This window comes from Halomonas sp. I5-271120 (genome assembly GCF_030553075.1).
In the GTDB taxonomy this organism is placed as follows: domain Bacteria; phylum Pseudomonadota; class Gammaproteobacteria; order Pseudomonadales; family Halomonadaceae; genus Onishia; species Onishia taeanensis_A.
The window spans coordinates 1,140,158-1,166,488 of the sequence record NZ_CP130701.1 but is presented as its reverse complement, the minus strand read 5'-3'; the positions used below and the strand labels follow the sequence as shown (position 1 = coordinate 1,166,488).

General features: G+C 62.1%; 24 protein-coding genes. 16 read left to right on the top strand and 8 right to left on the bottom strand.

The window, feature by feature from the left end:
* The first annotated feature begins 159 nt into the window (after positions 1–159).
* Complete coding sequence (locus Q2K57_RS05135) at positions 160–1,410, top strand: dicarboxylate/amino acid:cation symporter (RefSeq protein WP_304526239.1); 1,251 nt, start codon at positions 160–162, stop codon at positions 1,408–1,410.
* 113 nt (positions 1,411–1,523) lie between these two features.
* Here Q2K57_RS05135 and Q2K57_RS05130 read toward each other — a convergent pair whose 3' ends face one another.
* Together Q2K57_RS05130 and Q2K57_RS05125 are read right to left on the bottom strand one after the other, a co-directional pair.
* Positions 1,524–1,739: a TIGR02450 family Trp-rich protein gene (locus tag Q2K57_RS05130; RefSeq protein WP_112053805.1), complete on the bottom strand. Its 216-nt coding sequence runs from the start codon at positions 1,737–1,739 to the stop codon at positions 1,524–1,526.
* A gap of 200 nt (positions 1,740–1,939) precedes the next feature.
* Positions 1,940–2,593, bottom strand: a complete 654-nt coding sequence (locus tag Q2K57_RS05125; RefSeq protein ID WP_112053804.1) for a hypothetical protein — start codon at positions 2,591–2,593, stop codon at positions 1,940–1,942.
* Positions 2,594–3,330: 737 nt separating this feature from the next.
* On the opposite strand from Q2K57_RS05125, the gene Q2K57_RS05120 reads away from it, so the two are divergent.
* From Q2K57_RS05120 to Q2K57_RS05110, 3 genes are all read left to right on the top strand, one after another.
* Positions 3,331–3,822 carry a hypothetical protein gene (locus Q2K57_RS05120; RefSeq protein WP_220086227.1) on the top strand — a complete coding sequence of 164 codons (492 nt, stop codon included), beginning with the start codon at positions 3,331–3,333 and terminating at the stop codon, positions 3,820–3,822.
* 40 nt (positions 3,823–3,862) lie between these two features.
* Entirely contained in the window at positions 3,863–4,222 is a 360-nt protein-coding gene (locus tag Q2K57_RS05115) for a hypothetical protein (protein ID WP_304526238.1), read from the top strand.
* A 134-nt stretch (positions 4,223–4,356) separates the two neighbouring features.
* Complete coding sequence (locus Q2K57_RS05110) at positions 4,357–4,929, top strand: cytochrome b/b6 domain-containing protein (RefSeq protein ID WP_304526237.1); 573 nt, start codon at positions 4,357–4,359, stop codon at positions 4,927–4,929.
* A gap of 370 nt (positions 4,930–5,299) precedes the next feature.
* Here the strand turns inward: Q2K57_RS05110 and Q2K57_RS05105 are convergent, their stop codons facing one another.
* Both Q2K57_RS05105 and Q2K57_RS05100 read right to left on the bottom strand, forming a co-directional pair.
* On the bottom strand, positions 5,300–5,611 hold the full coding sequence (locus Q2K57_RS05105) for a hypothetical protein (RefSeq protein ID WP_112053800.1): 312 nt from the start codon (positions 5,609–5,611) through the stop codon (positions 5,300–5,302).
* 170 nt (positions 5,612–5,781) lie between these two features.
* Positions 5,782–6,150 carry a winged helix-turn-helix transcriptional regulator gene (locus tag Q2K57_RS05100; protein WP_369700295.1) on the bottom strand — a complete coding sequence of 123 codons (369 nt, stop codon included), beginning with the start codon at positions 6,148–6,150 and terminating at the stop codon, positions 5,782–5,784.
* Between the two features lie 194 nt (positions 6,151–6,344).
* On the opposite strand from Q2K57_RS05100, the gene Q2K57_RS05095 reads away from it, so the two are divergent.
* Together Q2K57_RS05095 and Q2K57_RS05090 are read left to right on the top strand one after the other, a co-directional pair.
* A complete protein-coding gene (locus tag Q2K57_RS05095) occupies positions 6,345–7,349 on the top strand; it encodes a zinc-binding alcohol dehydrogenase family protein (RefSeq protein WP_112053798.1) in 1,005 nt (334 codons plus the stop codon).
* A gap of 47 nt (positions 7,350–7,396) precedes the next feature.
* Positions 7,397–8,263, top strand: a complete 867-nt coding sequence (locus Q2K57_RS05090; protein ID WP_304526236.1) for an NAD(P)-dependent oxidoreductase — start codon at positions 7,397–7,399, stop codon at positions 8,261–8,263.
* 165 nt (positions 8,264–8,428) lie between these two features.
* Here the strand turns inward: Q2K57_RS05090 and mltF are convergent, their stop codons facing one another.
* Entirely contained in the window at positions 8,429–9,850 is a 1,422-nt protein-coding gene (mltF, locus tag Q2K57_RS05085; protein WP_304526235.1) for a membrane-bound lytic murein transglycosylase MltF, read from the bottom strand.
* Positions 9,851–10,044: 194 nt separating this feature from the next.
* Between mltF and Q2K57_RS05080 the strand changes: the two genes are divergently transcribed.
* From Q2K57_RS05080 to Q2K57_RS05055, 6 genes are all read left to right on the top strand, one after another.
* The gene (locus tag Q2K57_RS05080) at positions 10,045–11,355 is read left to right on the top strand and encodes a sensor domain-containing diguanylate cyclase (protein ID WP_304526234.1); all 1,311 of its coding nucleotides are present in this window, start codon (positions 10,045–10,047) and stop codon (positions 11,353–11,355) included.
* A 276-nt stretch (positions 11,356–11,631) separates the two neighbouring features.
* The gene (locus Q2K57_RS05075) at positions 11,632–12,870 is read left to right on the top strand and encodes a substrate-binding domain-containing protein (RefSeq protein WP_304526233.1); all 1,239 of its coding nucleotides are present in this window, start codon (positions 11,632–11,634) and stop codon (positions 12,868–12,870) included.
* Positions 12,867–14,597 carry a PAS domain S-box protein gene (locus tag Q2K57_RS05070; protein WP_304526232.1) on the top strand — a complete coding sequence of 577 codons (1,731 nt, stop codon included), beginning with the start codon at positions 12,867–12,869 and terminating at the stop codon, positions 14,595–14,597. Before Q2K57_RS05075 ends, Q2K57_RS05070 begins: the two co-directional genes overlap by 4 nt.
* A gap of 217 nt (positions 14,598–14,814) precedes the next feature.
* Positions 14,815–15,183 carry a transposase gene (locus Q2K57_RS05065; RefSeq protein WP_304525929.1) on the top strand — a complete coding sequence of 123 codons (369 nt, stop codon included), beginning with the start codon at positions 14,815–14,817 and terminating at the stop codon, positions 15,181–15,183.
* The gene (tnpB, locus tag Q2K57_RS05060) at positions 15,180–15,515 is read left to right on the top strand and encodes an IS66 family insertion sequence element accessory protein TnpB (protein ID WP_304524918.1); all 336 of its coding nucleotides are present in this window, start codon (positions 15,180–15,182) and stop codon (positions 15,513–15,515) included. Before Q2K57_RS05065 ends, tnpB begins: the two co-directional genes overlap by 4 nt.
* A 92-nt stretch (positions 15,516–15,607) precedes the next feature.
* Positions 15,608–17,137, top strand: coding sequence for an IS66 family transposase (locus Q2K57_RS05055; RefSeq protein WP_304525928.1), 1,530 nt, complete (start codon positions 15,608–15,610; stop codon positions 17,135–17,137).
* 178 nt (positions 17,138–17,315) lie between these two features.
* Here Q2K57_RS05055 and Q2K57_RS05050 read toward each other — a convergent pair whose 3' ends face one another.
* Positions 17,316–18,032, bottom strand: a complete 717-nt coding sequence (locus Q2K57_RS05050) for a YebC/PmpR family DNA-binding transcriptional regulator (protein WP_304526231.1) — start codon at positions 18,030–18,032, stop codon at positions 17,316–17,318.
* A 168-nt stretch (positions 18,033–18,200) separates the two neighbouring features.
* Here Q2K57_RS05050 and dbpA point away from each other — a divergent pair, with 168 nt between their 5' ends.
* Positions 18,201–19,592, top strand: coding sequence for an ATP-dependent RNA helicase DbpA (gene dbpA / locus Q2K57_RS05045; protein ID WP_304526230.1), 1,392 nt, complete (start codon positions 18,201–18,203; stop codon positions 19,590–19,592).
* Positions 19,593–19,651: 59 nt separating this feature from the next.
* Positions 19,652–19,927, top strand: a complete 276-nt coding sequence (locus Q2K57_RS05040; RefSeq protein WP_304526229.1) for a YrhK family protein — start codon at positions 19,652–19,654, stop codon at positions 19,925–19,927.
* 12 nt (positions 19,928–19,939) lie between these two features.
* On the opposite strand, the gene Q2K57_RS05035 is transcribed toward Q2K57_RS05040, so the two are convergent.
* Together Q2K57_RS05035 and Q2K57_RS05030 are read right to left on the bottom strand one after the other, a co-directional pair.
* Positions 19,940–22,738: a bifunctional acetate--CoA ligase family protein/GNAT family N-acetyltransferase gene (locus Q2K57_RS05035; RefSeq protein WP_304526228.1), complete on the bottom strand. Its 2,799-nt coding sequence runs from the start codon at positions 22,736–22,738 to the stop codon at positions 19,940–19,942.
* Positions 22,739–22,948: 210 nt separating this feature from the next.
* The gene (locus Q2K57_RS05030; protein WP_304526227.1) at positions 22,949–23,869 is read right to left on the bottom strand and encodes an AraC family transcriptional regulator; all 921 of its coding nucleotides are present in this window, start codon (positions 23,867–23,869) and stop codon (positions 22,949–22,951) included.
* Between the two features lie 305 nt (positions 23,870–24,174).
* On the opposite strand from Q2K57_RS05030, the gene Q2K57_RS05025 reads away from it, so the two are divergent.
* Complete coding sequence (locus Q2K57_RS05025) at positions 24,175–25,242, top strand: NAD(P)-dependent alcohol dehydrogenase (RefSeq protein WP_304526226.1); 1,068 nt, start codon at positions 24,175–24,177, stop codon at positions 25,240–25,242.
* Between the two features lie 223 nt (positions 25,243–25,465).
* Positions 25,466–26,326 (top strand): PA4780 family RIO1-like protein kinase, encoded by an 861-nt coding sequence (locus Q2K57_RS05020; RefSeq protein WP_304526225.1) that lies wholly within the window; start codon positions 25,466–25,468, stop codon positions 26,324–26,326.
* Positions 26,327–26,331 lie beyond the last annotated feature (5 nt).

Here is a 26,331-nt window from a genome sequence, read left to right as displayed (position 1 = left end):
AGCGCCCATGAGGAATGCCTTGTGGGCGCTGTCCTGTTGGTGGCCTCGCCAACGATCGCCGTTGGGCGAGGTAACCGCTGACAACAACGACCATCGCCGCCAATGGGCGTCACGGCCGGTTGAGGGCCTTGAGAGGAACGTCATGATGGGAGGTAGGTTATGAAAGCGCTGCTGCACACCTATATGGAGGCATCGCTGATTCTTCGCGTCAGCATCGCGCTGGTGCTGGGTGTGGTCGTTGGCCTGCTGGGCGGTCAGGACGCCGCGCACTGGCTGGCGCCCTTTGGTGAGCTGCTGCTTAGGCTCTTGAAGTTTCTGATCGTGCCGATCGTGCTGTTCACGCTGATGGTCGGCATTAACCAGGCGCCGCTTGGCAGCACGGGGCGTTTGGGTCGCAAGCTGTTCGGCTACTACGTGGTGACCTCGGCGCTGGCGATCGTGGTCGGGCTGGCGGTGGCGACGTTCTTTGCCCCCGGCAGCGGCATGACGCTGGATGAAAGTGCGCAGGTCAGCGTGCCCGATAACCCGGGCATCGCCAACGTGCTGCTTAACATCGTGCCGGACAACATCGTCGCGGCGTTCGTTGAGGGCAACCTGCTGGGCATTATCTTCACGGCGGTGGTGTTCGGCATCGCGCTGTTGATGCTGCGCAACTCCGACAGCCATGCCGCCCTCGGTGAGCGGCTGTATGGCGTGATAGAGGCGCTGAACGAAGTGACCCTCAAGGTCATGTCCGGCGTGCTCCACTATGTGCCGATCGGGGTGTTTGCGATCGTCGCCAAGACGGTCGGCCAGCAGGGCATGGAAACGCTGCTCTCGCTTGGTGACATGGTCGCGGTGCTCTACATCGCGCTGGCGGCGCAGGTGGTCGTCTACGGGGTGTTGATGAAGCTGTTCGGCGTTCGGCTGCGGGCGTTCTTCCGTGAGGCCCGCACGCCGATGGCCACCGCCTTCGCCACCCAGAGCAGTTCAGGCACGCTGCCGCTGACGCTGAATGCCGCACGCCGCCTTGGCTATGCGCGCAGCCTGTACGGCTTCAGCCTGCCGCTGGGCGCGACCATCAACATGGATGGCGCGGCGATCCGCATCGCGATTTCGGCGGTGTTCGCGGCCAATGTGATCGGGGCGCCGCTGGATCTGATGAGCATGGCCCAGATCGTGCTGATCGGTACCCTGACCTCGATTGGAACCGCCGGGGTGCCGGGAGCCGGCATCGTGATGATCGCGACGGTCTTCGCTCAGGTGGGGCTGCCGATCGAAACGGTGGCGCTGCTGGCGTCCATCGATGCCCTGGTGGGCATGGGCTGCACCGCGCTCAACGTCACGGGGGATTTGGTCGGTACCTCGATCATTTCCCGCACGGAAGAGAAGCATGCTGCACAGCCCGAGGCGTCGGCCTCAACGGCCTGAGGAGGGCGAATTGCTTAGCCTCCGGTATCCACCAGCCAGGCAACGGGAGCGCCAGTCATCTGATTGAGCCACCGCCTAGTGGCTGGGAGAAGCGCCGATACAGGGGGCGGCGCTTACTTCCAGCCCATCCGCCAGGTCTCTTCATCCTTGAGTGCCTGCCAGGGCAGGGTGAATTCCCGCCGGGTTAGCACGGCTTCCAGCACCACCTGCACGACGTTTTCTTCCTCGTCGCGCAACAGCTTGGTGACCATGAAATGTTTTTCCTTATGCTTGGGCGCAACGGCGGTCCACTTGCTGTGGTGAAGCTTGTCGGGATTGATGGCGTGCATCGGTGCTGTGCTCCTGTGTTTATCGGTCGTGAATAGGCTTTTCCGCTGTATGAAAAAACGCCCCTGACGCTGAGGTCTTGGGGCGTTTTTTATGAATCCCTGCCGATGGTGGTATCGGTGGATGAGGTATTGCTCGCCCATTTGTCGCCTTATGGACTTACCACCTTTATAAAAGTATCAATTTATATAAAAGTACGACCTTATGTAGATAGGCCAGCATCCTGTGTCTGCTGGTCAAGCGGCTGGGCGGGGAAGTGCCGATTCAACTGGCCGATCTGGTAGAGATCATTCATGTACTTGTCGAGTTTGGCAATCAAGTGCGTGAACAGAATCAGCGCATAGATCAGCAGCATCAGGATCGATTCATCGTGCATCCAGGCGGCCGGTACATCGTAGCCGATGGAGTAGACGCTCAGGCCACCCAGGAAGAGGGCCAGCAGGCAGTTGATGATGATGACGGCGATGGCAACGCCCCGGGAGTCTTTCGCGGGCGGGTTGGTCTTGATGCCAAAGGGATGACGAATACTGATCTTGCCGTTGCAGATGATGTTGCTTTTCCGGCGCAGCAGAGGCTCCACGTTGGGAAGCTTATCGCCTTGAGAGAAGGCTGCCAGCGCAACTCGCGGGTCGAAATCGCTACCGAAGAAGGCCTTCACGCCTTTTACAAACCCCATTGAGGAGCCCGTTTCCCGGTATTCCTTGGCCTGATGCGCCAGCTCTTCAACTTCCTGCCCACCGATGCGGGCGCGCTTCTCTTCGTCAGCGAAGTTCTGGCTATGATAGATGTCATATAGCTGATAAACGGCAATTGAAACACCGGCATAGATCAGGAAAAAGATCAGAATACTCAGCATGTCACTAGGCTCCTTATGTGCTGACACATCACTGTGATGAAAACTGACTGCCCCGGTGCCCTTGAACCTTTCTTCACATTAGACGGTGATAGGGCCGCTACTAGGGTGTACTGAAGAACGTCTCTAGTCTCTAAGGGAGTCTCTAGAAGAGTATCTAGAAAAGTCTCTATGAGAGTCTCTATGAGAGTATCTAGAAAGGTACCGAAAAGTGCCGAAACGAATGACGCTGAAATTGGCAATGGGGGCGTCGATTAGAGGGCAGCTCATGTACACAGAATGTTGCTCCGGTGCTTGATCTGAATCAACCATCAAATGCTTGAGTGCGCTCTTTTACCGCACCCGTGACACGGCCTGCTTGACATTCTTACGGCGCCAGCTCGTTCACTGGTCGTTTGGCTGACGGCGTATCATACGAGGCCCTGATTTTGCTCAGCCGCACACCCGGTATCGGCAACGGGTAGTGGAGCGTCTTACCGCACTCGGCTTGACTGATAGAGCAGCGCCCGCCCCGTCAGGGCGCGCAAGCGAGCACCGGCTGGCTGGGTCTGCGTTGGTCGTCTTTTCAGGTGGTACTGAGGGCAATGAGAGAGGGCAGTGCGATGAACACATGCATGATGGAATCAAGAGATGTGAGCCGGTGTGTCGTCAGTCGGCTTAAGTGTAATCAGCGGTGGTGTGAAGAGCCGGAAGTTAGGGCTGAGTACGTCAGCCATTGGGCCGTTGCTGGGGCGTTGCTGGTGATTGCCCTTGCCCAGGCGAGCCCGGCGCAGGCGCAGTCGGCTCCTCTTGAGAACGCCTTGAGCGCGGCCTGGCCGGGGATGGCCGAGGGCGCCACGGTAGTGGATTGGGAAGGCAAGGTGCTCAAGGAAGGCAGCAATGGCTATACCTGTATGCCGACGCCACCGATGCTGACCGGCAATGCGCCGATGTGCCTGGATGAGACCTGGATGGCCTGGGCCAAGGCCTGGCAAGCCAAGGAGTCCTTCACCGCCGAGGCGCTGGGCATTGCCTACATGCTGGCGGGAGACGCGGGAGCCAGCAATATCGACCCCTATGCCGAGGGGCCCAGCGAGGATAATCAGTGGATCAAGGAAGGGCCGCATCTGATGATCATTGCCCCTTCGGCGTTGCTCGATGCCTATCCCACCGACCCCGAGAACGGCGGGTCTTATCTGATGTGGAAGGGCACCGACTATCAGCATCTGATGGTTCCGGTGGGTGCTCGCTAGCGGTGTGTGCGGGGATGAGCGATCCATAGAGGGCGGTGAAATGAATGCCAAAAGCATGGCGACGTTTATGGTGCTGCAAATGATGCTTGCCGGCGGAAGCCAGTCAGTGCCCGCGGCCACCAGCGTTCATACCCAGGGCGGTGGCTCGGTGGTGGTTTCGAGCACTCGCACCGACGCTGGCGGTAGCACTGTGGAAGCGGCGGTGTCGGGGCGTAACGCGGTTATTGATGTGAACGGTGATCATGTCGAGATCAAGGACGGGCGACTGACGTTGAACGGGGTTTCTTATGGGCGCGTACAGGAGCGTTCGACGGTGATCTACCGGATCGTCGGTGGTGAGAAGAGGCTGCTGGTCGATGGCGTGGTGCGCCGGCCCGTGAAAGCGGGAGAGGCAGGCTAGGCGACTTAAGACCGCGGTAAGGCATGGGTGCTATTACTCTCTGATCGCCTTGCATCGTATCCGTTGAAGAGGCCATGGGTTTCAGGATCGGGCGAGTCAGAAAGCCTTGGGGTCGCCACCACATAAGGACTTGCATGAACGTACTCAGTAGCACCATGAGCTATTTCCGAGAGCGCCAGACGCCGCTCGTGCTGTCGTTTCATATCGCCGTCTTACTGATGGTGATCAGCCAGATCATTTTCAGCAATTTCATGGGCTTCACTCGGGCGGGAGAGGTGGCGAGCCAGCTTCCCGAGCGCGTGGGCACCTGGCTGCATATCGGGACGGGGCTGTTGCTGGTGCCGGTATCGCTGATCTTTCTATTTGCCGTGATCAAGCAGCGGGGCCTGAAGTACTACTTTCCTTACCTGGTCGGCGATCTGGAGCCGCTGAAGGCCGATATCCAGACGCTATTGAAGTTCAAGCTGCCAGCCCCGGGGCCGGCTGGGCTGGCTGCGGTCATGCATGGGCTCGGCCTGGGAGCGCTGCTGCTGGTGGTCTTGTCGGGCTTTACCTGGTTTCTGTGCTGGAACTTCCTGCCGTCGTGGGCGTATCAGGTGAAGGAAGTGCACGGGCTGCTGACCGGGCTGATAGAAGCCTATCTGGTGGGGCATGCCGCCATGGGCATTCTGCATATCTACCTGCGCTATCGCGCGCCCAGCCTTTAGGTACACTCGCCCTGCGGGCCATTAGCCAGCGCGGGACTGCTGGTGACACGACCTGAACGAAAACACCCCATCCAGCGTGGCTGAATGGGGTGTCGTGGCGGTCTAGCTTGCATCGATTAACTCTCTAGCTTCTAACGCTTTCGCAGCGTCCCTGCTCACGTGCAATGGCTAAACGTTCAGTACGACAAGTGCGGTGAAGCAAGTGCGGTGAAACAGGTGATCTGCTTCAAATACTTACCTTCCCTTTGCTTACCTAACATAGGCTTGGCTTGAAGCGACCTGACTCACTGTTGAGCGGGCAACCTGCGTTCTTGCCCCGTTCTGTCACACCAGTCTTATCGCGCCAGTTCTATCACGCCAGCCTGTTCCCTCAATACTGCGTGTTCTCCTCGTAAAGCTCTGCCTTGGCGTCACGCATGACGTTTTCGCAGGCGGCCTGGTGAGCAAGCTGGGTGAGCAGGCTGTGCGTCACCTCGAAGCCTTTACCCAGGCAGACATCGACATCTTCCTGGCTCACCCGAGGGGTCACATCGCAGTCAATCTGGATCGTACGTCCGCCACCATCCAGCCTGTTGGCAAGCGCCCTGATGCTCCAGGCGATGCGTTCCTTCCAACTGGCTGTTTCTTCCACGCCTTCGTTTACGTTAAACGTGCACTGCCATTCAGGTCGATATACCTTCATGAGAACCTCCGTGCTGGCTTGGTAAGAATGATCGATCGTGATGCCTACTCCATTGACTGTCGGTGGTACCCGGTCAGCATACAGGGTTTTGGCCGCCGATCCAGCACTGTGTTGTTGTGCCGGGTCGCAGGCGCTGTAGTGGCGTGCTCTGAGAAGTGAGCAAGCGCTCCCTATTCGTCCGCGCTTCGCAACGCCGATAATTTGTCCAGGTACTGGCTGCCCCAGGCTTCCAGCTCCTTGAGGATCGGCTCGAGTGTCTCGCCGAAGGCGGTCAGGCGATATTCGACCCTGGGCGGCACTTCGGCATAGACGTGCCGGTGGACAATGCCGTCGCGCTCCAACTCGCGTAGCTGCTTGGTCAGCATGCGCTGGGTTACCGACGGCATCAGCCGGCGCAACTCGTTGAAGCGTTTGGTGCCGTCCGCCAGGTGGAAGAGGATCACGCCCTTCCACTTGCCGCCGATGGCTTCGATGGCGGCTTCCACGGAGCAGCCGAAGCTGCAGGCGTAATTCTGATGCCGCATGTTTTTATGATCCATGTTCGGGTATCGCCTGTTCGAGTGTCTCGCGGGCGGGGCCTTGCCCGTTGGTTGCGGTATACAAAAGTGTACCTAGGATCTTTATAGAGGCTAAGGCACGGAAAAATCACTACCGCACAGGAATGTGCATACTTGTTAGCCACCATGGTACCCCTATACTCGGTCGGCAATACACTTGCTGATAGGAGCTCACCATGAAAGCCGTTGGTTATAAGCAGTCGCTGCCGGTCACTGCCTCAGAAGCACTCGAGGATATCGAGCTGCCGACCCCCGAGGCTCAGGGCCGCGATCTTCTGGTGCGTGTCGAGGCCGTCTCGGTCAACCCGGTCGATACCAAGATTCGTCAGAACGTGTCGCCTGAGGGTGGCGAGTACAAGGTGCTGGGCTGGGATGCCGCCGGCGTGGTTGAGGCCGTCGGTGAGGACGTGACCCTGTTTCAGCCCGGCGACAAGGTCTGGTATGCCGGTGCTGTCGATCGTAGCGGCACCAATGCGCAGTTCCATCAGGTCGATGAGCGCATCGTCTCCAAAATGCCGACATCACTTGGCTTTGCCGAGGCGGCGGCGCTGCCGCTGACCACGATCACCGCCTGGGAAATGCTCTTCGATCGCCTGCAGGTGGCCAAGGAAAACGCCGGTTCGCTGCTGATCATCGGTGCTTCTGGCGGCGTGGGCTCGATCATGATCCAGCTCGCCAAGCAGCTTACCGACCTGACCGTGATCGCGACCGCTTCAAGGCCGGAAACCCGTGCCTGGGCGCAGGAGCTGGGCGCCGACCATGTCATCGATCACCGCCAGTCGCTGGTCGACGAACTGAAGGCAGCCGACCTTCCTTCCGTGAACTATGTGGCGAGCCTGACCCATACCGACGAGCACCTGGCCGCGATCGCCGAGCTGATCGCACCCCAGGGGCGGCTTGCGGTAATCGATGACCCCGCGTCGTTCGACATCATGCCGTTCAAGCGCAAGAGCGTATCGGTGCATTGGGAGTTCATGTTCACTCGCTCGCTCTTCCAGACAGAAGACATGATCGAACAGCACCGGCTGCTCGAGCGGGTGGCCGAGATGGTCGACCGCGGCGAGCTGACCACGACCCTCGCCGAAGAGTTCGGCACCATCAACGCCGAGAACCTGCTGCGCGCGCACGCGCTGCTGGAATCCGGCAAGGGGCGCGGCAAGATCGTATTGCGCGGTTTCTGAAACCCCGTCCGTCAGACGGCCCACCCTTCTCGACAGGGAGTGCAATCATGAACGTTACCTTTATTGGCCTTGGCATCATGGGCGGGCGCATGGCCCGCAACCTGCTCGACAACCCGGCCGTCTCACTGACGGTCTTCAACCGCTCGCCGGAGCCCATGGCGGCTCTGGAGAGTGCCGGTGCCAATCGGGCTACCTCCTATGCTCAGGCCGTCGAACAGGCGGATATCGTCTTCACCATGCTGCCTTCCCCCGAGGTCGTGGAGACGGTGGCGTTTGCCGAGGACGGCTTCGTGGCGGCGATGCCACAGGGCGCGCTATGGGTCGACTGTTCAACGGTCAACCCGTCCTTCAGCCGTGACGCTGCCCAGCGCGCCCAGGCCAGCGGGCTGCGTTTCGTCGATGCGCCGGTCGCCGGCACCAAGCAGCCGGCCGAGGATGGCACCCTGACCTTTCTGGTTGGCGGCGAGGCACGTGAACTCGAGACACTTGAGCCACTGCTGGAGTCGATGGGCCGCAAGACGCTGCATGTCGGCGCCGTCGGTCAGGGGTCGGCCTTCAAGATGCTGGTCAATGCGCAGCTGGCGCAGTCCATGCTGGTCTATGCCGAAACGGCCCTGCTGGGCGAGAAGCTGGGTTTCTCGAAGGATTTCCTGATGGACATGCTGCCCAACCTGCCGGTGTCCGCGCCGTTTCTGGCCGGCAAGGCCGAGCTGATTCGCGAAGGTGACTATGAGGCGCAGTTCCCGCTGGAGTGGATGCACAAGGACCTTCACCTGCTGGAGCAGACCGCCCATGAGGCGGACCAGCCGCTCTACCTGGCCTCGCTGGCCAAGTCGCTTTACGGCAGCGCCAAGCAGGCCGGGCGCGGCCGCGATGACTTCTCGGCAATTCACGCCTTCCTGGGACGCGAGTGATTTAGCCCCGTTCTCTTCCAGCCTGGTTCTTCTCCAGCCCAAGGGGTGTTCTTGCTCCGGGGGCTGGCACTTAAGTTGTTCTAGCACTCGGGTCTAGGTGACGAAGGCCCTGCCGCGCGCTCATGGCGCGGCAGGCCTTGGTCGCTGTGCCTTTCGTGGTGATGGCTACTGCGTGGATGCGTTATGTGAAGGCGCCTGGGTCGACGTCATGTTGGCCTCGGCAATCTCCAGCGGGTCGATGGCGGGGCCAATCACGTCCATGTAGTTGCGGATGCGCTTGACGTAGTGCACCGGCTCGTAGCCGCGGGCATAGCCGTAGCGCGTCTGCGGGTAGTAGCGCTTGTCGGCCTTGAGCGGCAGTACCTCCTTCATGTCTTCCCAGGAATCTGGATTCTTGCCCAGGCTGCGGGCCAGTTCGCGGGCGTCCAGCAGGTGGCCGCGGCCGATGTTGTAGCTGGCAAGCGCGAGATAGGTGCGGTCCGGTTCGGGGATATCTTCGGGCAGTCGCGCATGGCGGTCGGCCAGATAGCGGGCGCCGCCGTCGATGGCGGCCTCAGGGTCCAGGCGGTTGGTCACGCCCAGCGACTCGGCGGTGTTGCGGGTCAGCATCATGATGCCGCGCACGCCGGTGGGGGAGACCGCGCTGGGGTCCCAGTGGGATTCCTGATAGGCCAGGGCGGCCAGCAGATCGGCCGACATGCCGGTACTTTTCTCTGCGTCGAGGAACAGGTCGATGAAGTTCGGCAGGCGGTCGTCAATGCGACGGTTCAAAGCGCGCAGGTCGACGAAATCAAACTCGCCGATATAGGCGTAGTATTGTTCGGTCATCGCCTCGATGGCGGCTTGGCCCGCGTCGCTATCCATCCAGTCTTTCGCCTGGTCGGCCAGCGCCTCTTGCCCGTGAGGCAGGTACCAGCCCAGGGTGCTGCCGGCGGTCAGGTTCATGGCGACTTCCAGATGGGGGAAGTGGCGACGCACCACCCTGACGATGTTGGAGTCGGCGACGGTACAGTCCAGCGTCCGGTTGGCCACCGCTTCTAGCAGCACCTCGGTGGAACGTGGGTCCTCCTCGAAGGAGATACCGGTCTGATCATTGACCAGCGAGGCGAGCTGCTGCGAATAGCTCGACGCCGCGGTGACGCGGATCTCCACGTCGGTCAGGTCCTCGATTTGGCGAGGCAGGGGACGCATATCCCGGTGGCAGACCAGTTGTTCGACGATATCGGTGTGGCCGGGCCCCGGTGCGAAACGCTGATCCCGGCTGGGCAACTGGGTCAGCCCCGCGGCGGCCAGGTGGACCTCGCCGGACTCGAGGGCCTCGAGCACCTGGGAGGTAGAATCAAAGAGCGACCACTCGATCTCCCAGCCTTGATCTTCGGCGAAGCGCCGTGTCAGGTCGTATTCGGGGCCGGCGGGGTTTTCGTGGCGGTCGAAATAATAGGTAGTGGCGCCGTTGCGCGTGGCGACCTTGAGGACACCGGTCTCTTCGGGAGTGGCCAGGTCTGCTGCGGGGGCTGAGGAATCGCCACAGCCCGCGAGCATGAACAGGACCGCTGCCAGCAGGATGCCCAGCGAGGATCGGGACATGAGGTTGCTCCATAGCCGACGGTATTCGAAAGGAAAGCGCACAATCATTCGAATACCAAAGAGAAGTCTTTTACATTAACAGCCTAATGCCGCTTCCTTCTCAACGGCTGTTTGCTCAACGGCTGCTTGCCTGAGTGCCGTACTATGCATCGGGACTGCGTAAGCGTGCCTTGCTGACCTTGGATTGAGGCGATATGAATTCCGAGCTGCTCCTCGACAAACTGCTGGATCTATTGCCTGACGCGGTCTGTGCGGTCGATGTCGAGGGGCGCTTCGTGTTCATCAGTTCCGCCTGCGAACGCCTTCTTGGCTATACCCAGCAGGAATTGATTGGCACGGCCATGATCGAGCTGGTGCATCCGGATGATCGGGAGCGCACGCTGGCCACCGCCTCCGAGGTCATGGACGGCCAGCTCAAGATGCATTTCGAGAATCGCTACATCCACAGGGATGGGCACGTCGTCGATATCATGTGGACGGCGCGCTGGCTGGAGGACGAACGCATTCGTTTGGCGGTGGCTCGAGACATCACCGAGATCAAGCGAGCCGAGCGCGTGCAGCAGGCGATCTACCGGATTTCCGAGGCAGCGTACCAGGCCGATGGCCTGGTCGAGCTCTACCAGCTGATTCATCAGGTGATTGACGAATTGCTGCCGGCGGACAACTTTCAGGTGGCCCTGTTCGATGCGGCAAAGGGCTGGCTAACCTTCCCTTATTACATCGATGAGCGGGTGCCTTTACCGGCATCGCAGCCGCTAGTGTCCGGCACGCCTCTCGCCGAGGTCATTCACAGCGGTAAGGCGCTGCTGATCACTGCTGAGCAGGCCGAAGCGCAGGGCCAGGAATGGGTCGACTGGCTGGGCGTGCCGCTGATTTCGCAGGCGGGGGTGATCGGTGCCGTGGTGATGCAGAGCTATACCGATGTCATTCGCTACACTGAGGAGGAAAAGGGGCTCTTGCAGTTCGTGTCCACTCAGGTCGCTGCCGCCATCTCGCGCAAGCAGACAGAGACCCGTCTGCAGCACATGGCCCGACATGACCCGCTGACCGAACTGCCCAACCGTATGCTCTTCAATCAGCATTTCGACATGTGCTTGAAGCGCGCCCATCGCTCTCGCGAGCATTTGGCGCTCCTGTATCTCGACCTGAATGGCTTCAAGGACATCAACGATACCCTTGGGCACGAGGCGGGCGACCAACTGCTTTGCGAGGTGGCTCGACGACTCGAGAGTATCGTGCGCGAGTCCGACATGGTGGGGCGCATGGGCGGTGATGAGTTCACGGTGCTGCTGACCGGTATCGCGGGGAAGCCTTCGGTCGCCGTTGTGGCGGACAAGATTCGTGCTGCGCTTGCCGAGCCTTTCAGTCTGGGCGGTCAGCGGCTCGAACTCGACATAACGGTGAGCATAGGCACCGCGCTGTACCCCGAGCAGGGGAGTGACCGTCAGCAGCTGTTCCGCCATGCCGACAACGACATGTACGCCGCCAAGCGATGCGTTAGCTGAGCGCGGCCTCGCAGAGACTCGTGACCGGCGCTGAGTGGGCCTCTTTCGTCCTGGACGTTGGCCGAGACGTCGCACACCCGTAACATCGCTCCTGACGTAACCGCACGACTTCATGTCGCTACCTGGCAGGCTCGCATGTCACCTATTTACTGCAGAAATCGTGGCGTGCGCTGCGAAGTGTTCGGCCTGGCGGCTGGCATAGTGTTTCCGCTGCCGGACCGGCGATGGCCCAAAGGGAGTTGGTATGGAGGGCGGAGGCCCAGGAAGAGGTGGCCCATGGCAAGATGGTGTCGAGAGCTGGCGTTGATCACGCTGCTGCTGCAATGCTTTATCCCCTTGGCGGCCGCGGCATCGCCCTATGCGGCGGCGCCGGGCTATCTGAACATCAATGAACACCTGGACCGCTATCCCGAACAACGTGAGCTAATGGCGCAGTTTGCTGAGCAGGTTGAGGCACCGGCGGAACCGCTGGCCACGCCGCCGGCACGCGCGGTGCGTATTGCCATGGTCTACCCCGGCCAGCAGGCCTCGGGCTACTGGCGGCGCAGTAGCAGGGCGATGGCTCGTCGTCTGGAACGGCTCCAGATTCCCTTCGAGCTCAAGACCTACTTCTCCCGTCCCGGTGGGGACCTGGACCTTCAAGAACAGCAGCTCGCTGACGCCCTGAGATGGGACCCCGATTACCTGGCCTTTACCCTGGACCTGCTGCCCCATAGCCGGATGATCGAGCGCATCCTGGCTCAGCACCGAACACGCTTGATCCTGCAGAACATCACAACACCGCTGGCGGACTGGCAGAGCACACCGCCTTTCCTGTACGTCGGCTTCGACCATGTGCAGGGAACGCAGCTACTTGCCGAGCGGATGTTTGAACTCATCGACTACCGTGGCAAGTATCTGATGCTGTATTTCGCTCCGGGATATGTCAGCGAGATGCGAGGCGGGACTTTTGCCGCTGCCGCCGCCAAGTATCCCGATATCGAACAGGTCGGAGCCTTCTACACTAATGGTGAGGCCGAAAAAGCCTATCGCGCCACGCAGCGCGCGCTCAAGCAACATCCGGACCTGAAGATGATCTTTGCCAGCGCCACGGATACCGCTCTGGGCGCTTTGCGTGCGCTTCGTGAAGCAGGGCGCATGGATGTGCTGATCAACGGCTGGGGCGGCGGCAAGGCAGAACTGGCGGCGCTTCGGCGAGGAGAACTCGACCTGACCGTAATGCGGATGAACGACGACAACGGCATCGCCATGGCCGAGGCCATCAAGCTGGATCTGATGCAGGCGCCACAGCGGGTGCCTCAGGTCTTTTCCGGCCAGATGATGCTGGTCGAGCGTTCGGTGTCGCCCGAGGTGCTCGGGTATCTCGAACGCCAGGCGTTTCGCCTCAGCGGCGGCGCTGACGATAACAATAATAATGACAATGACGAGGGTGGCCGTCGCGGTGAACGTGGCGGTGCCAGCGACATGGCCGGTGACGCCTTGGCAAATGAGCTTGCCGCAGGAGCACTCAAATGAGGACCTGGCGTTTCTCGCGGCTATTGCTGGCGCTGGTGCTGGCGATGCTTGCGGGGGTGTCGCTGACCTTGCTGACGACTGCCTATCTGGGGTCGGAGCGCGCGCTGAAGCAGGAAGCGGAGCAGGCACAGACTCGCGACCAGCGCATGCTGGATAGCGTCGTCGAGAGTCATTTTCGCAACATTCGTCAGTACAGCGAGGAGGTCAGCCAGTCCGCGGCGCTCGAGCGGGCCCTGATGCTCGACGATAATGCCCTGCTGGATCAGGCCATGCATGGGCTGATGCGGGACAGCTACTCCCGCTATATCGATGCCATGGTAATCGAGCACGATGGTGAATTTCAGGCAGCACCCAATGTCAGCCTGCTGAACCTACAGCTGCCGCTTGAGGCGCTGAGCCGTTCAGAGCCGCGGTTGGGGCGTTGGGTAACGGTCGACGCCGATATCGGTCCTGATACCCAAAAGACGCACTATAGCCTGCTACGACTGACGCTGCCGGTGGTCGAGCCGCGGCTTGGCGAGGTGGTTGGCCGACTGCATACCTTCGTGTTGCTCAACGACAACTTCTGGATTCTCAACGAGCTGCAGTCGATGTTTGGCGCTCGCGCGATTGCATTGAGTCAGGGGGATACGATCCTCGATTCGCTGGAGAGCGGTGCGAATGCCTTGCAGCAACTCAACGCTCTGAAAGCCTCCGATGATGAGGTGCGCATCACCTCGGCGGGTATCCTGCGCGAGCATGTGCTCAGGGTCGACCGGAGTGAGGCCTATCGTGTTCTGACGGCGCTGCCCAGCGACAGCTACCATGCCTTGCGCGATATTTATACCACCAACTTGGTGTATGCCACCCTGATGGTGGTGGCGCTTGGTGTCATCATGATGTTGGTGATCAACCGGCTGACCTCCAGCGCGCTGGGTAACCTGACCCGCTATGCCGAGCAGGTGCCGGACAGCGGGGTGCCCCAACCCTTCAATGACGGGCGTTTCGAGGAGTTTACCCGCGTCGGCCGGGCCTTCGAGGAGATGCTGCGGCGCATCCACGAGCGCGACAAGTACCTGGCCGGCATCATCGAGCATTCCCCCGACCTGATCTTTCTCAAGGACCTGGATCACCGCTACTGCCTGGTCAACCAACAATATGCCAAGGCGTTGAACACCACGACGCAACAACTGTTGGGACGGCCGATGTGGGAAGTGCTCGATCACGAGATCATGGAGTATGCGCTGGCGATGGACCGTCATGTGCTGCTTAACTGCGAGCCGGTCAAATACAAGCAGGTTCTCAACACGCGCTCGGGGGTGCGGAGCTTTCTGTTCAGCAAGTTCCCGATCACCGATGATCACGGCGCGCCTTACCTGATTGGCGGCATCGCCACCGATATCACCGACATCGAACAGACCGAGGAGGAGCTCGACCTGACCAAGGAAGTGCTTGCCGAAACCCGCGATGCGGCCATCGTGCTCGACGAGCAGCAGCAGGTGCTGATCTCCAACAGCGCCTTTGCGGAGATGAGCGGCTTTCCGAAGGAAGAGGCCAGTTCGGCCATGCGGCTGTTTCTAATGATGCATCCCGATCTGGTCGACATGCTCGATCAGGGAAAGCGCTGGCAAAAGGAGTGCCAGTTCGAGCGACGTGACGGCCAGCTGCGGACGGTGCGGGTCACGGCGAATGGTGTCATTCGCGAAGAGCGAAGGCGCTACGTGATCCTGTTTCGCGAGAGTGCCTAGTTACCTGGATTGCCCAGGCCCCGAGCTTGCCCAGGTCGCGAAACCGTCTCGTCACCGTCTCTTCACCGCTATCTAGCCCGGCATCAGCAGTGTTGTCCCGGCCTACGTCACGCCAGTGTGGCGCCGAATGGGCGTAACCGCCCGGTGAACCCATCTGCCGAAAGTACCTGAATTCCATCACAGTAGGTGCCCACCTATTAATAAGTGGACACCTACCATGACTGACTTAAGCGTGCCGGAAGCCCCTCGGAAGCGTCGTCGCTTCACCACCGCGTTCAAGGCAAGAATCGTTGAGGCCTGCCAGCAATCGGGTGCCTCCGTGGCCGGGGTTGCCCTGGAGCACAGCCTGAATGCCAACTTGGTCCACAAGTGGATCCGCGCCGCCCGCCAGCGGACTGCCGCGCCAGAAGCACCGGCGTTTGTGCCGGTGCCCATGGCCAGTGCCTCATTACCGGTCGCTCGCCAAAATCAGGTGACGGACCGTATTCGCCTCACGATCCCGCACCCCAACGGCCCGATGGTCATCGAGTGGCCTGCCTCGGAGGCCGACGCGTGTCGATCTCTGATCCGAGAGCTGCTCGCATGATCCGCATCGACGAGATCTGGTTGGCGACGGAGCCGTTGGATATGCGCGCCGGACCGGATACGGCACTGGCCCGGGTGGTGAAGGTCTTCGGTGCCGCCCGACCGCACTGTGCCTATCTGTTCGCCAACCGGCGCGGCAACCGTATGAAGGTGCTGGTTCACGATGGCCTGGGCATCTGGCTGTGCGCCCGGCGTCTGAACCAGGGCAAGTTCCACTGGGCCAGCCACCGGCACGGCGATCGCGTCGAGCTCTGCCCAGAGCAGGTCACGGCGCTGGTTCAGGGCCTACCCTGGCAACGTCTCGGCGCCGGTGGCGTGATCTCGGTGGTCTGACATACCGAGCCAGATAAGGCACAGAATCTCCCGGCTCGCTATTCGCTGAAGTGCCAATCCCACTCCCCACGGCAGGTTGGCATACTCAGCGAATGAACATGCCTCCCGACCTGTCTCAGCTCTCTCCCGATCAGCTCCGCCACCTGGCGGCAACGCTGATGACGCAGGTCGAGGAAAAGGATAAAGCGCTCCGCCACAGCGAGCAGGTCAATCAGAAGCTGACCTATGAACTGGCGCTGCTCAAGCGCCACGCCTTCGGCAAGCGCAGCGAGCAGCTCAACGTTCTGCAGATCAGTCTGCTGGAGGATGGGGTGGATGCCGACATCGCCGCCATCGAGACTGAGTTGGAAGACCTGGTCACGACCGATGCGTCATCGGCGCCCAAGAAGACGCCCAAGCGCGCCTCTTTGCCTCCCGAACTGCCGCGCACCGAGATTCACCATGACCCAGAGAATGATCACTGCCCGTGTGGTTGTCAGCTGCGGCGGATCGGCGAGGAGGTCAGCGAGAAGCTCGACTACACGCCGGGCGTATTCCATGTCGAGCGCCATATCCGTGGCAAGTGGGTCTGTGATCACTGCGAGACACTGACCCAGGCGCCGATGCCGGCGCAGATCATCGACAAGGGCATCCCCACCGCCGGTCTGCTGGCCCAGGTGCTGATCGCCAAGTACGCCGATCACCTCCCACTGTATCGCCAGGAGCAGATCTTCTCCCGTGCCGGCGTGGCGATTCCGCGCTCCACTCTGGCCGAGTGGGTCGGCATCTGCGGCGTGCGGCTTCAGCCGCTGATCGATGCCCTACGTAAGCTGCTGCTCAGTGAGCCGGTGCTGCATGCCGACGAGACGCCGGTGCCGATGCTGGCCCCGGGCAAGAAGAAGACACATCGCGCCTACCTTTGGGCTTACGCCACCACGCCCTACGCCGGCCTGAAGGCCGTCGTCTACGACTTCAGCGAGGGACGCAGTGGTCAGCATGCCCGCGACTTCCTCGGCGAGTGGCGGGGCAAGCTGGTCTGCGACGACTACAGCGGCTACAAGCAAAGCTTCGCCAACGGCGTCACCGAGATCGGCTGCATGGCTCATGCGCGGCGCAAGTTCGTTGATCTGCATGTAGCCGGCAAGAGCCAGATCGCCGAGCAGGCCATCGAGCTGATCGGCCAGCTCTACCAACTAGAGCGCGAGGCCCAGCCATTGACCGAGGAAGAACGCCAGCGGTTACGCGACACTCGAGCCAGACCTCTCGCCGACACGCTGCACCGCTGGATGCTGGCCCACCGAGAAAAGGTGCCGAATGGTTCGGCGACGGCGAAAGCGCTGGACTACAGCCTGAAGCGTTGGGCGGCGTTGACGCGCTATCTGGATGACGGCCGACTACCTATCGATAACAACCGGGTCGAGAACCTGATCCGCCCTTGGGCGCTGGGCCGCAGCAACTGGCTATTCGCCGGGTCACTGCGCAGTGGCCAGCGCGCCGCTACCATCATGAGCTTGATCCAGTGCGCCAAGCTCAACGGCCACGAGCCCTATGCCTACCTGAAGGACGTGCTGGAACGGCTACCGACACACAAGGCCAGCCAGATCCACGAGCTTCTGCCCCATCACTGGCAGCACAACGTCTGATCACTGACAAGCGGTGTTTGGCGAACGCTTACGAATGGGCGTAGATAGACGTAGCTAGGCGTATGTAGACGTAGTTAGGTGTAGTTAGGTGTAGTTAGGTGTAGTTAGGTGTAGTTAGGTGTAGTTAGGCGTAGTTAGGCGCATGCGCCGGGCCGCGAATGAGCCCGGCGCGACAGGCTTACAGCTCGGCGTTGTGGTAGACGTTCTGCACGTCGTCCAGGTCGTTGAGCATATCGAGAAGCTTCTCGAACGGGGCCACGTCGTCGCCCTCGACCGGCGTATGGGTCTGGGGCAGGAACTGGATCTCGTCGACTTCGAAGTCCATCTCGCCGTAAGTGTCGATCAGCGCCTGCTTGGCCTTGGCATACTCGGTATGTGGCGCAAAAACGGTGATGTGGCCCTCCTCGTTCTCGATGTCGGTGACATCGACATCGGCCTCCATCAGTGACTCCAGCACGTCCTCCTCGTCCTCGCCGGCAAAGCGCAGGATCGCACAGTGGTCAAACATGTGGCTGACGCTGCCCGGCGTGCCGATCTTGCCCTTGCCCTTGTTGAAGGCGTTGCGCACGTCGCCGAAGGTGCGGTTGGGGTTATCGGTCAGGCACTCGACGATGATCATGCAGCTGGCCGGGCCGAAGCCTTCGTAGCGGGCCGGCGAGAAGTCCTCGCCGCCGGCGCCGGCAGCCTTGTCCAACGCTTTGTCGATCACGTGCGAAGGCACCTGATCCTTCTTGGCGCGTTCGATCAGGCCGCGCAGCGTCAGGTTGCTGCTGGGGTCGGTACCGCCCGACTTGGCGACCACGTAAATCTCACGGCCGTACTTGCTGTAGACCTTGGTTTTCGCATCGGCCGTCTTGGCCATGGATTCCTTGCGGTTCTGGAAGGCCCTGCCCATCGTGTCATCCTGTTGCGTCGTGATCGAAGCGGAAATCTTACTGAACAACCGAAATCGGTAACAGGGGTATTTCTTGCCGCGAGATGCCGCGCGGTTTCCAGACGATCACGGCAAGGGTCTGGTATCCTGCCCATCCTCGCTTTTTCCCGCTGCCAAGGACCGCCCACCGTGTCTGATGCCACCTCTTTCGCGCGCCTGCCACTGGCCGATGCGCTGCTGACCAATCTCGACGCGCTGGGCTATCACGCCATGACGCCGATCCAGGCCCAGAGTCTGCCGCCGATGCTTGACGGCCGTGACGTGATCGGGCGCGGCAAGACCGGCTCGGGCAAGACCGCGGCCTTCGGCCTGGGGCTGCTGTCGAGGCTCGACCTCGCGCGCCTGGACGTTCAGGGGCTGGTGCTGTGCCCGACCCGCGAGCTTGCTGACCAGGTGGCCGGCGAGCTGCGCCGCCTGGCCCGCGCACTGCCCAACGTCAAGGTGCTGACGCTGTGCGGCGGTGCGCCCTTCGGCCCGCAGCGTGGCTCGCTGGAGCACGGCGCCCACCTGATCGTCGGTACGCCCGGCCGCGTCGAAGAACATCTGCGCAAGGGCACCCTGTCCCTCGATGCGCTCTCGACCCTGGTGCTCGATGAAGCCGATCGCATGCTCGACATGGGCTTCAAGGACGCCCTGGAGGCGATCATCGGCGTTACGCCTAAAGATCGCCAGACGCTGCTGTTCAGCGCCACTTATACCGATGCCATTCGCCCGATCGCCGAGTCGCTGATGCGCGAGCCGGTCACGGTGGAGGTCGAATCGACCCACGATAGCACCAGCATCCGTCAGCACTTCTTCCAGGTGGCCGACGAAGACGCGCGCTTCGAGGCCCTGCGCCTGCTGCTGCTGACCCACCGGCCCGCCACCAGCGTCGTGTTCTGCAACACCAAGCGCGAGACGCGCGAGGTGGCCGAAGCGCTTTGCGAGCACGGCTTCAGCGCCCTGGCCTTGCACGGTGACCTCGAGCAGCGCGACCGGGATCGCACCCTGGTGCTGTTCGCCAATCAGAGCGCCTCGATCCTGGTCGCGACCGACGTGGCCGCTCGTGGCCTGGATATCGACGCTCTGGATGCGGTCTTCAACTACGGCATCGCCCGCGAGCTCGAGGTGCACGTGCACCGGATCGGCCGCACCGGGCGGGCCGGGGGCAGCGGTATCGCCTGTACCCTTTATGGCCCGAAGGAGGCGTTTCGCCTGGAGAAGCTCGGCGAGCGCCTCGACGAGGCCTTTGCACCTGAGACGCTGCCGTCTCGCCAGGCGCTCGCCGAGGCGCCCCTTGCGCCACCGATGGTGACGTTGCAGATCGACGGCGGGCGTAAGCAGAAGGTGCGCCCTGGCGATATCCTTGGCGCCCTGACCGGCGAAGGAGGCATCGCCGGCGATGCGGTAGGCAAAATCAAGGTGCTAGATCGCAGCACCTTCGTCGCGGTGCGCCGCGAACAGGCCAAGGCAGCCCTCGATCAGCTCGCCAATGGCAAGCTCAAGGGGCGCTCATTTCGCGCCCGGCGGGTCAGCCGCTAGGCAAGGCAATCACACTCGTTTGTCAGCACGTTCATACGCATGGCTAAAAGGAGGCGCGCATGGCCCAGCAACAATCCGAAAACTCGCTTACCCTGCATGTGGGCCATGAGGAGCTGGTCATCCGCCAGCGCTACGAGGCGCTGAGCATCTTCAACGATGTGCTTATTGCGCTATGGTTTCTGGCGGGCAGCATTCTGTTCCTGTATCCCGCTCAGGAGCATCTAGCGATCTGGATGTTCATCATAGGCAGCTTCCAGTTCCTGGTGCGCCCGGCGATCCGCCTGGCGCGCCATCTGCATTTGCAGCGTATTCCCGACATCCACGGCGATGGGTAGCCACCGTCGCGCTTAGTCGGGGTTGGCTGACTCGGCAGGGGTGGCGGTGTCAGGTGCCGAGCCCGAGCCATTGTTCTTGGAATCGTTCCTGGAATCGTTCTTGGAATCGTTCTTGGAACCGTCCGTGTCGTCGTCTGCGGCATGGTCGAGCTTGAGCGAGATGGCCACCGAGTCGGCGCCGCGCTCCAACTCCTGCTCCTTGAAGCCGAGCTCTCTGGCCATACGGCGCATGGCATCGTTTTCCAGCATCACCTCGCCTTCTACCCAGGTAATCCCCATGCGTTGGGCGTGGTCGAGCATCGCCTGCATCAGGCAGTAGCCCAGCCCCGACTGCTTCATGTCGCTTCTCACCATTACCGCGAATTCGGCGCGCTCCTGATTGGGCTCGGCGATCAGATGAACGGCGCCGAGAATGCTGTCGGCGTCCTGGGGCTGGGCGACAAAGGCCATTTCGCGCTCGTAGTCGAGCTGGGTCAGGCGGGCGGCGAAGGCATGATCGAAGCGCTTGATCGCGGCGAAGAAGCGTAGCCGGATGTCGCCGCGATCTGAGCGTCTGAGCATCTCCACCAGGGCGTCTTCGTCCTCGGGGCGGATCGGCCGCAGGCGGTAGTGCTGGCCGGACTGGGTGACGATGTCGTGGGCGAGCTCCCGCGGATAGGGGCGGATGGTCATTGGCGCTCTCGGTTTGCTGGCATCGCGCACCACGACCCGGGCATCCAGAGCGATCACGCCGCCGGCATCGGCCAGCAGCGGGTTGATATCCAGCGATACCACCCGCGGCAGGCAGGCGACGAGCTGCGAGAGCTTGACCAATGCCAGCACGATGGCCTCGATATCCACGGCGGGGCGGTCGCGATAGCCCTTGAGCAGCCGCGATACGCGGGTGCGCTCGATCATCTCCCGTGCCAGCAAGGGATTCAGCGGCGGCAGGCCGATCACTCGGTCGCCGATCACTTCCACTCCTGTGCCTCCCTGGCCAAACAGAATCACCGGGCCGAAGATCGGGTCCTCGGCGACGCCCAGAATCAGCTCGAAGGCGCCGGGACGGCTGATCATCGGCTGCACGTTGACCCCTTCGATGCGTGCCTCGGGGCTCGATTGACGTACCCGGGCCAGCATGTCCTCGGTGGCCCTACTCACGGCCTCACTGGAGGTCAGGTCGATTTTTACGCCGCCCACATCGGACTTGTGGCTGATGTCCTTCGACAGAATTTTCACCACCGCGGGGAAGCCCAGCTCGGCGGCCAAGCGGGCAGCCTCCTCGCCGTCCCGGGCTTGGCGAGCAGGCACCACCGGCACCCCGAACGCGGCCAGCAGGGCGCTGGCCTCGGGTTCGGTGAGCACGTCGCGTCCCTCGCCCAGCACCGCGTCGATGATTGCATTGGCCTTGGACGGCGCGTCCTCGGGTAGGTCCGTGACCGCCGGGGGCGTTTCCATCAGCAGTTCGTGGTTGCGGTGGTACTGCCACAGGTGGCCAAAGGCCTGTACCGCCTGCTCGGGCGTGTCGTAGAAGGGCAGGCGGCGGTCGGCGAAGAGCCGGCGCGCCTCGGCGCCAGCGGCTTCGCCCAACCAGCAGCTGAGCACCGGCAGGTGGCGGGTATGCAAGGTGTTGATCACCGTCTGGGCGGCCCCAAAGCTGTCGGCCACGGCCGTCGGGCAGTTGATGATCAGGATGGCGTCGGCGTCATCGGCCTCGATCAGCGCCTCAAGCGCCACCACATAGCGCTCGCCGGTGGCATCGCCGAGGATATCCACCGGGTTGCCGTGGGACCAGGTGGCCGGCAGGCGAGTGTCCAGGTGGGCGAGGGTCTCAGGGGACAGCTCGGCCAGTCGGCCGTTACCCTCGGCAAGCTCGTCCACCGCCAGCACGCCGATGCCGCCGCCGTTGGTCAGTACCGCGAGCCGGTCGCCCTTGACCCGCACGCCGGAGGCCAGGGTGCCTACCGCCTGGAACAGCTCGTCGAGTGTCTTGACCCTCAACATGCCGGCGCGGCGGAAGGCCGCGTCATAGACCGCATCGGCGCCGGCCATTGCGCCGGTATGCGATAACGCCGCCCGGGCGCCGTCGTCACTGCGACCGGCCTTGACCACCACGACCGGCTTGTTGCGCGAGGCCATGCGCGCCGCCGAGAGGAACTTGCGGGCTTCGCTAACCGCCTCGACATAGAGCAGGATCGCATGGGTGTGCGGGTCGAGTGCCAGGTAATAAAGCATGTCGCCGAAGTCGACATCACTCATCGCGCCGAGCGACGACATGTGCGAAAAACCGATGCCGCGGTTCACGGCCCAGTCGAGTACCGAGGTGGCCACCGCGCCGGACTGGGTGACGAAGGCCAGATTTCCGGGGGTCGGTGCGACATGGGCGAAGCTCGCATTGATGCCGGCATGGGGCGCCATGATCCCCAGGCAGTTGGGGCCGATGATGCGCATCTGGTGAGGCCGAGCGGCATCCAGCACCGCCTGTTTGAGCGCCTGCCCCTCTGCATGGTTACCTTCACCGAAGCCTGCCGTGATCACCACCGCGGCGCGACAGCCTCGCTCGCCAAGCTCACTGACCAGCTCCACCACCGTGTTCGGCGGGGTGCAGATCACGGCGAGGTCCGGGGCGATCGGCAGCTCGGCCACCGAGCGGTAGTTGAGTGTCGAGCGGATCGCGGTCTCATGCGGGTTGACGGTCATCACCGGCCCGGCGAAGCCGCCCTCGTAGAGATTCTTGGCCAGCACCGCACCTACCGAGTCCGGGCGGTTGCTGGCGCCGATCAGGGCGATGGAAGAGGGGGTGAACAGGGCATCCAGATTGCGAATCGACACGTCGGCGCTCACTTGTTGGCATTAGCCTGGGACGGCAGAAATAGTCACCAGGCCTTAGCCTAGTCGATGCGCTCAGCGGTCACCCTGACTGGGATCAACTCAGGTCCGGTCACCTCAGGTCAGGCCAGGATAGGGCCGGTGGATAGGGCCGGTGGATAGGGTTGGTGGATAGGGTTGGTGGATAGGGCAGGCGCCTGCCGCCGTGAGCGATCAGCTGGCGTCGGCATCGGACAGGCTGCGGTTCTGGCGACGATCCTGCAGGGGGCTGGCGCCGAAGGTGCGCTTGTAGTCGCGGCTGAACTGGGCAACGCTGCGATAGCCCACCGCATCGGCGGTCTGGTTGACGTTCAGGTCGTCATGGCTCAGCAGCTGGCGCGCCTTGATCAGGCGCAGTCGCTTCAGGTATTGCAGCGGCGTGGCGCGGGTCACCTGCTTGAAGTGCTGATGGAACGACGAGACGCTCATGTGGGCATCCCGAGCCAGCACCTCGACCGAGGCGTTATGGGTGACGTCGGCATGCATCTGGGCCAGTGCCTGGATGATCTGAGAATAGTGGCCCTGATGATTCACCAGAGCACGCAGCGCCGCGCCCTGTTCGCCCTTCAAGGCCTCGAAGATCACTTCTCTCACCCGGGCCTCGCCCATCACGCGTGCATCCAGCGGGTCGTTCAGGGCGCGCAGCAGCCGCACGACCGCTTCCTGCATGCTGGCGGTCATCGCCACCGACGCCATCGGCAGCGGTTCGTTTGAGTGCGATGTCGCGTCGCCTCCGGTGTCGGGCCCTGTTTCAAGCCCTGTCTCGAGCACCAGTTCGCTGAGCATCGCTGGGTCGATCCGCACGGAAAGGCCGAGCAGCGGGGAGTCTGGCGTGGCGAAGGTCTCGCACTCGAAGGGCAGCGGCAGGGTCTGCACCAGATACTGGCCCGGATCGTAGTGGATCTCGCGATCACCGAGATAGCCGATCTTGCGGCCCTGGATCACGATCACTAGGCTCGGCTCGTACATCAGTGGGGTGCGCGGCACCTGGTGGTGGCAGGCCATCAACGAGACCGCAGGTACCGCGCTTTGCGTGAATCCGTCGCGATCGATCAGCGGCTTGATCAGCGTCATCAGGCGGGAAGAGAGCGACATGGGCGATTCCTGTCGGTAGTGGTCAATCAAGGCGGTCAGCCTAAGTTGCTGGGCCACGGAAAGTCGGTGAGAGAGTAGGTAGAAGAGAGTCGGTGAGAGCCGGTGCGTCACAGCTAGGCCGTATGCCCCTATGATGACTGAATAATGCCGTTTTTGGCGAGAAAACCCGCTGCTGGGCGTCATGATTTGGAGGAATAGGCAAAAATGACGCAGGATCGTTTGTCGCAGTGATGCGGTCGCAGGACCACAATGGTGCTCTCTCATCATTTGCATGAGCCCAACTCTCTCAGGAGGACACGCAACTCATGAGCCATCAAGCCAACGCTTATGCCGCCCATTCGGCCGAGTCGGACCTCGCCCCGTTCAGCTTCGAGCGTCGCACACCGCGCCCGGACGACGTGTCCATCGAGATCGACTACTGCGGTGTCTGCCACTCTGACCTGCACTTCGCCCGCAACGATTGGGGCATGAGCCAGTATCCGCTGGTGCCGGGCCACGAGATCGTCGGCCGCGTCACCGCAGTGGGTAGCGATGTCACTAAATATAAGGTCGGCGATGTGGTCGGTGTAGGTTGCATGGTGGATTCCTGCCGCCACTGCAGTGCCTGCAAGGACGACCTGGAGCAGTACTGCCTGGAAGGCATGACCATGACCTATGGCAGCCCGGATCGCCACGACGGCACCATGACCCAGGGCGGCTATTCCGATTCAGTGGTCGTCAGTGAGCACTTTGTGGTCTCGATTCCCGACAAGCTCGATCCGGCCGTGGCGGCACCGATCCTGTGTGCCGGCATCACCACCTATTCCCCGTTGCGCCACTATGGCGTCAAGGCCGGCGACCGGGTCGGCATCATCGGCATGGGCGGCCTGGGTCACATGGGCGTCAAGTTTGCCAAGGCGCTGGGTTGTGAAGTCACGCTGTTCACCCGCTCGGAATCCAAGGTCGCTGAGGCCAAGAAGCAGGGCGCCGATCATGTCATCGTCTCCACCGACGATGAGCAGATGGCGGCCGCGGCCGAGCACTTCGACTTCCTGCTCGACACCGTGCCGGTTCCCCACGACCTCAACCCCTACCTCGCGACGCTCAAGTACGACGGGACTCACATCCTGGTCGGCCTGATCCAGGAAGTGGATCCGGCGCTGGTGGGCGGCAACTTGGTGATGAAGCGCCGCGTGCTGGCCGGCTCGCTGATCGGCGGCCTGGCGGAAACCCAGGAAGTGCTGGATTTCTGTGCCGAGCATGACATCACCTGCGATATCGAGATGCTCGATATCAAGAACATCAATGAGGCCTTCGAGCGCATGCAGAAGGGCGGCGTGAAGTATCGCTTCGTCATCGACATGGCCAGCCTCAAGGATGATCAAGCGGCCTGATCCGCCTGATGTTAACCCTGCGCCCGCCCCGGCTTCGCCGTGGGCGGGCGTTTTCATGCTGGCCTGAAAACGGCGGTGAGTCGCTGAGAGGGCAGCGATAGCGATGACGCAGGCCGAATTTTGCCTGCAGTGGTTTACCCTCTCCCCCTGTGAACATGCGATGATGCATACAGCGCCTGACTGATGGGCGCGCAACCGGCAAGGCAGGGCCCGTGAAGGCGTTATGAAGATACCCAAGAGACTGCAACCGCTCGTCGACGACGGCATGATTGACGCCGTGGAAGGTCAGCTGATGAGCGGCAAGGAAGCCAATGTCTATGTGGTGCGCTGCGGCGACACCCTGCGCTGTGCCAAGGTCTTCAAGGAAGCCAGCCAGCGCAGCTTCAAGCAGGCGGTGCAATATCAGGAAGGCCGCAAGGTGCGAAACAGTCGCCGCGCCCGGGCGATGGCGAAGAAGACCCGTTACGGCCAGCAGGAGCAGGAATCCGCCTGGCTGAATGCCGAGGTCGATGCCCTCTACCGCTTGGCGTCGGCCGGGGTGCGCGTACCTGAGCCGCATGGCTTCATCGATGGCGTGCTGCTGATGGAGCTGGTCGCCGACGCCGAAGGCAGCGCTGCGCCGCGCCTGGACGACTGCGAGCTGAGCGAGGCCGAGGCGCTGGACTACCATGATCAGGTAATCCGCGAGGTCGTGCGCATGCTGTGTGCTGGCCTGGTGCACGGCGACCTGTCGGAGTTCAACGTCCTGCTCGACGCCGCGGGGCCGGTGATCATCGACCTGCCTCAAGCGGTGGATGCCGCCGGCAACAATAGTGCGGCGATGATGCTGCGCCGGGATGTGGATCGCATGCGCGCCTATTTCGGCCGTTTCGCCCCGTCGCTGCTGGAAACCGAGTACGGCCATGAGATCTGGGCCCGCTTCGAGGCCGGCGAGCTCACTCCCGACAGTCAGTTGACCGGCTGCTTCGCCCACGACACCCACGAGGTCGATGTCGATGATCTCATGGCGGTCATCGATGACGTCATCGAGGAAGAAAGCGACCGCCGGGATCGTGTCGCCGCCGATGACGAAGAGGACCGCTGAGCCCA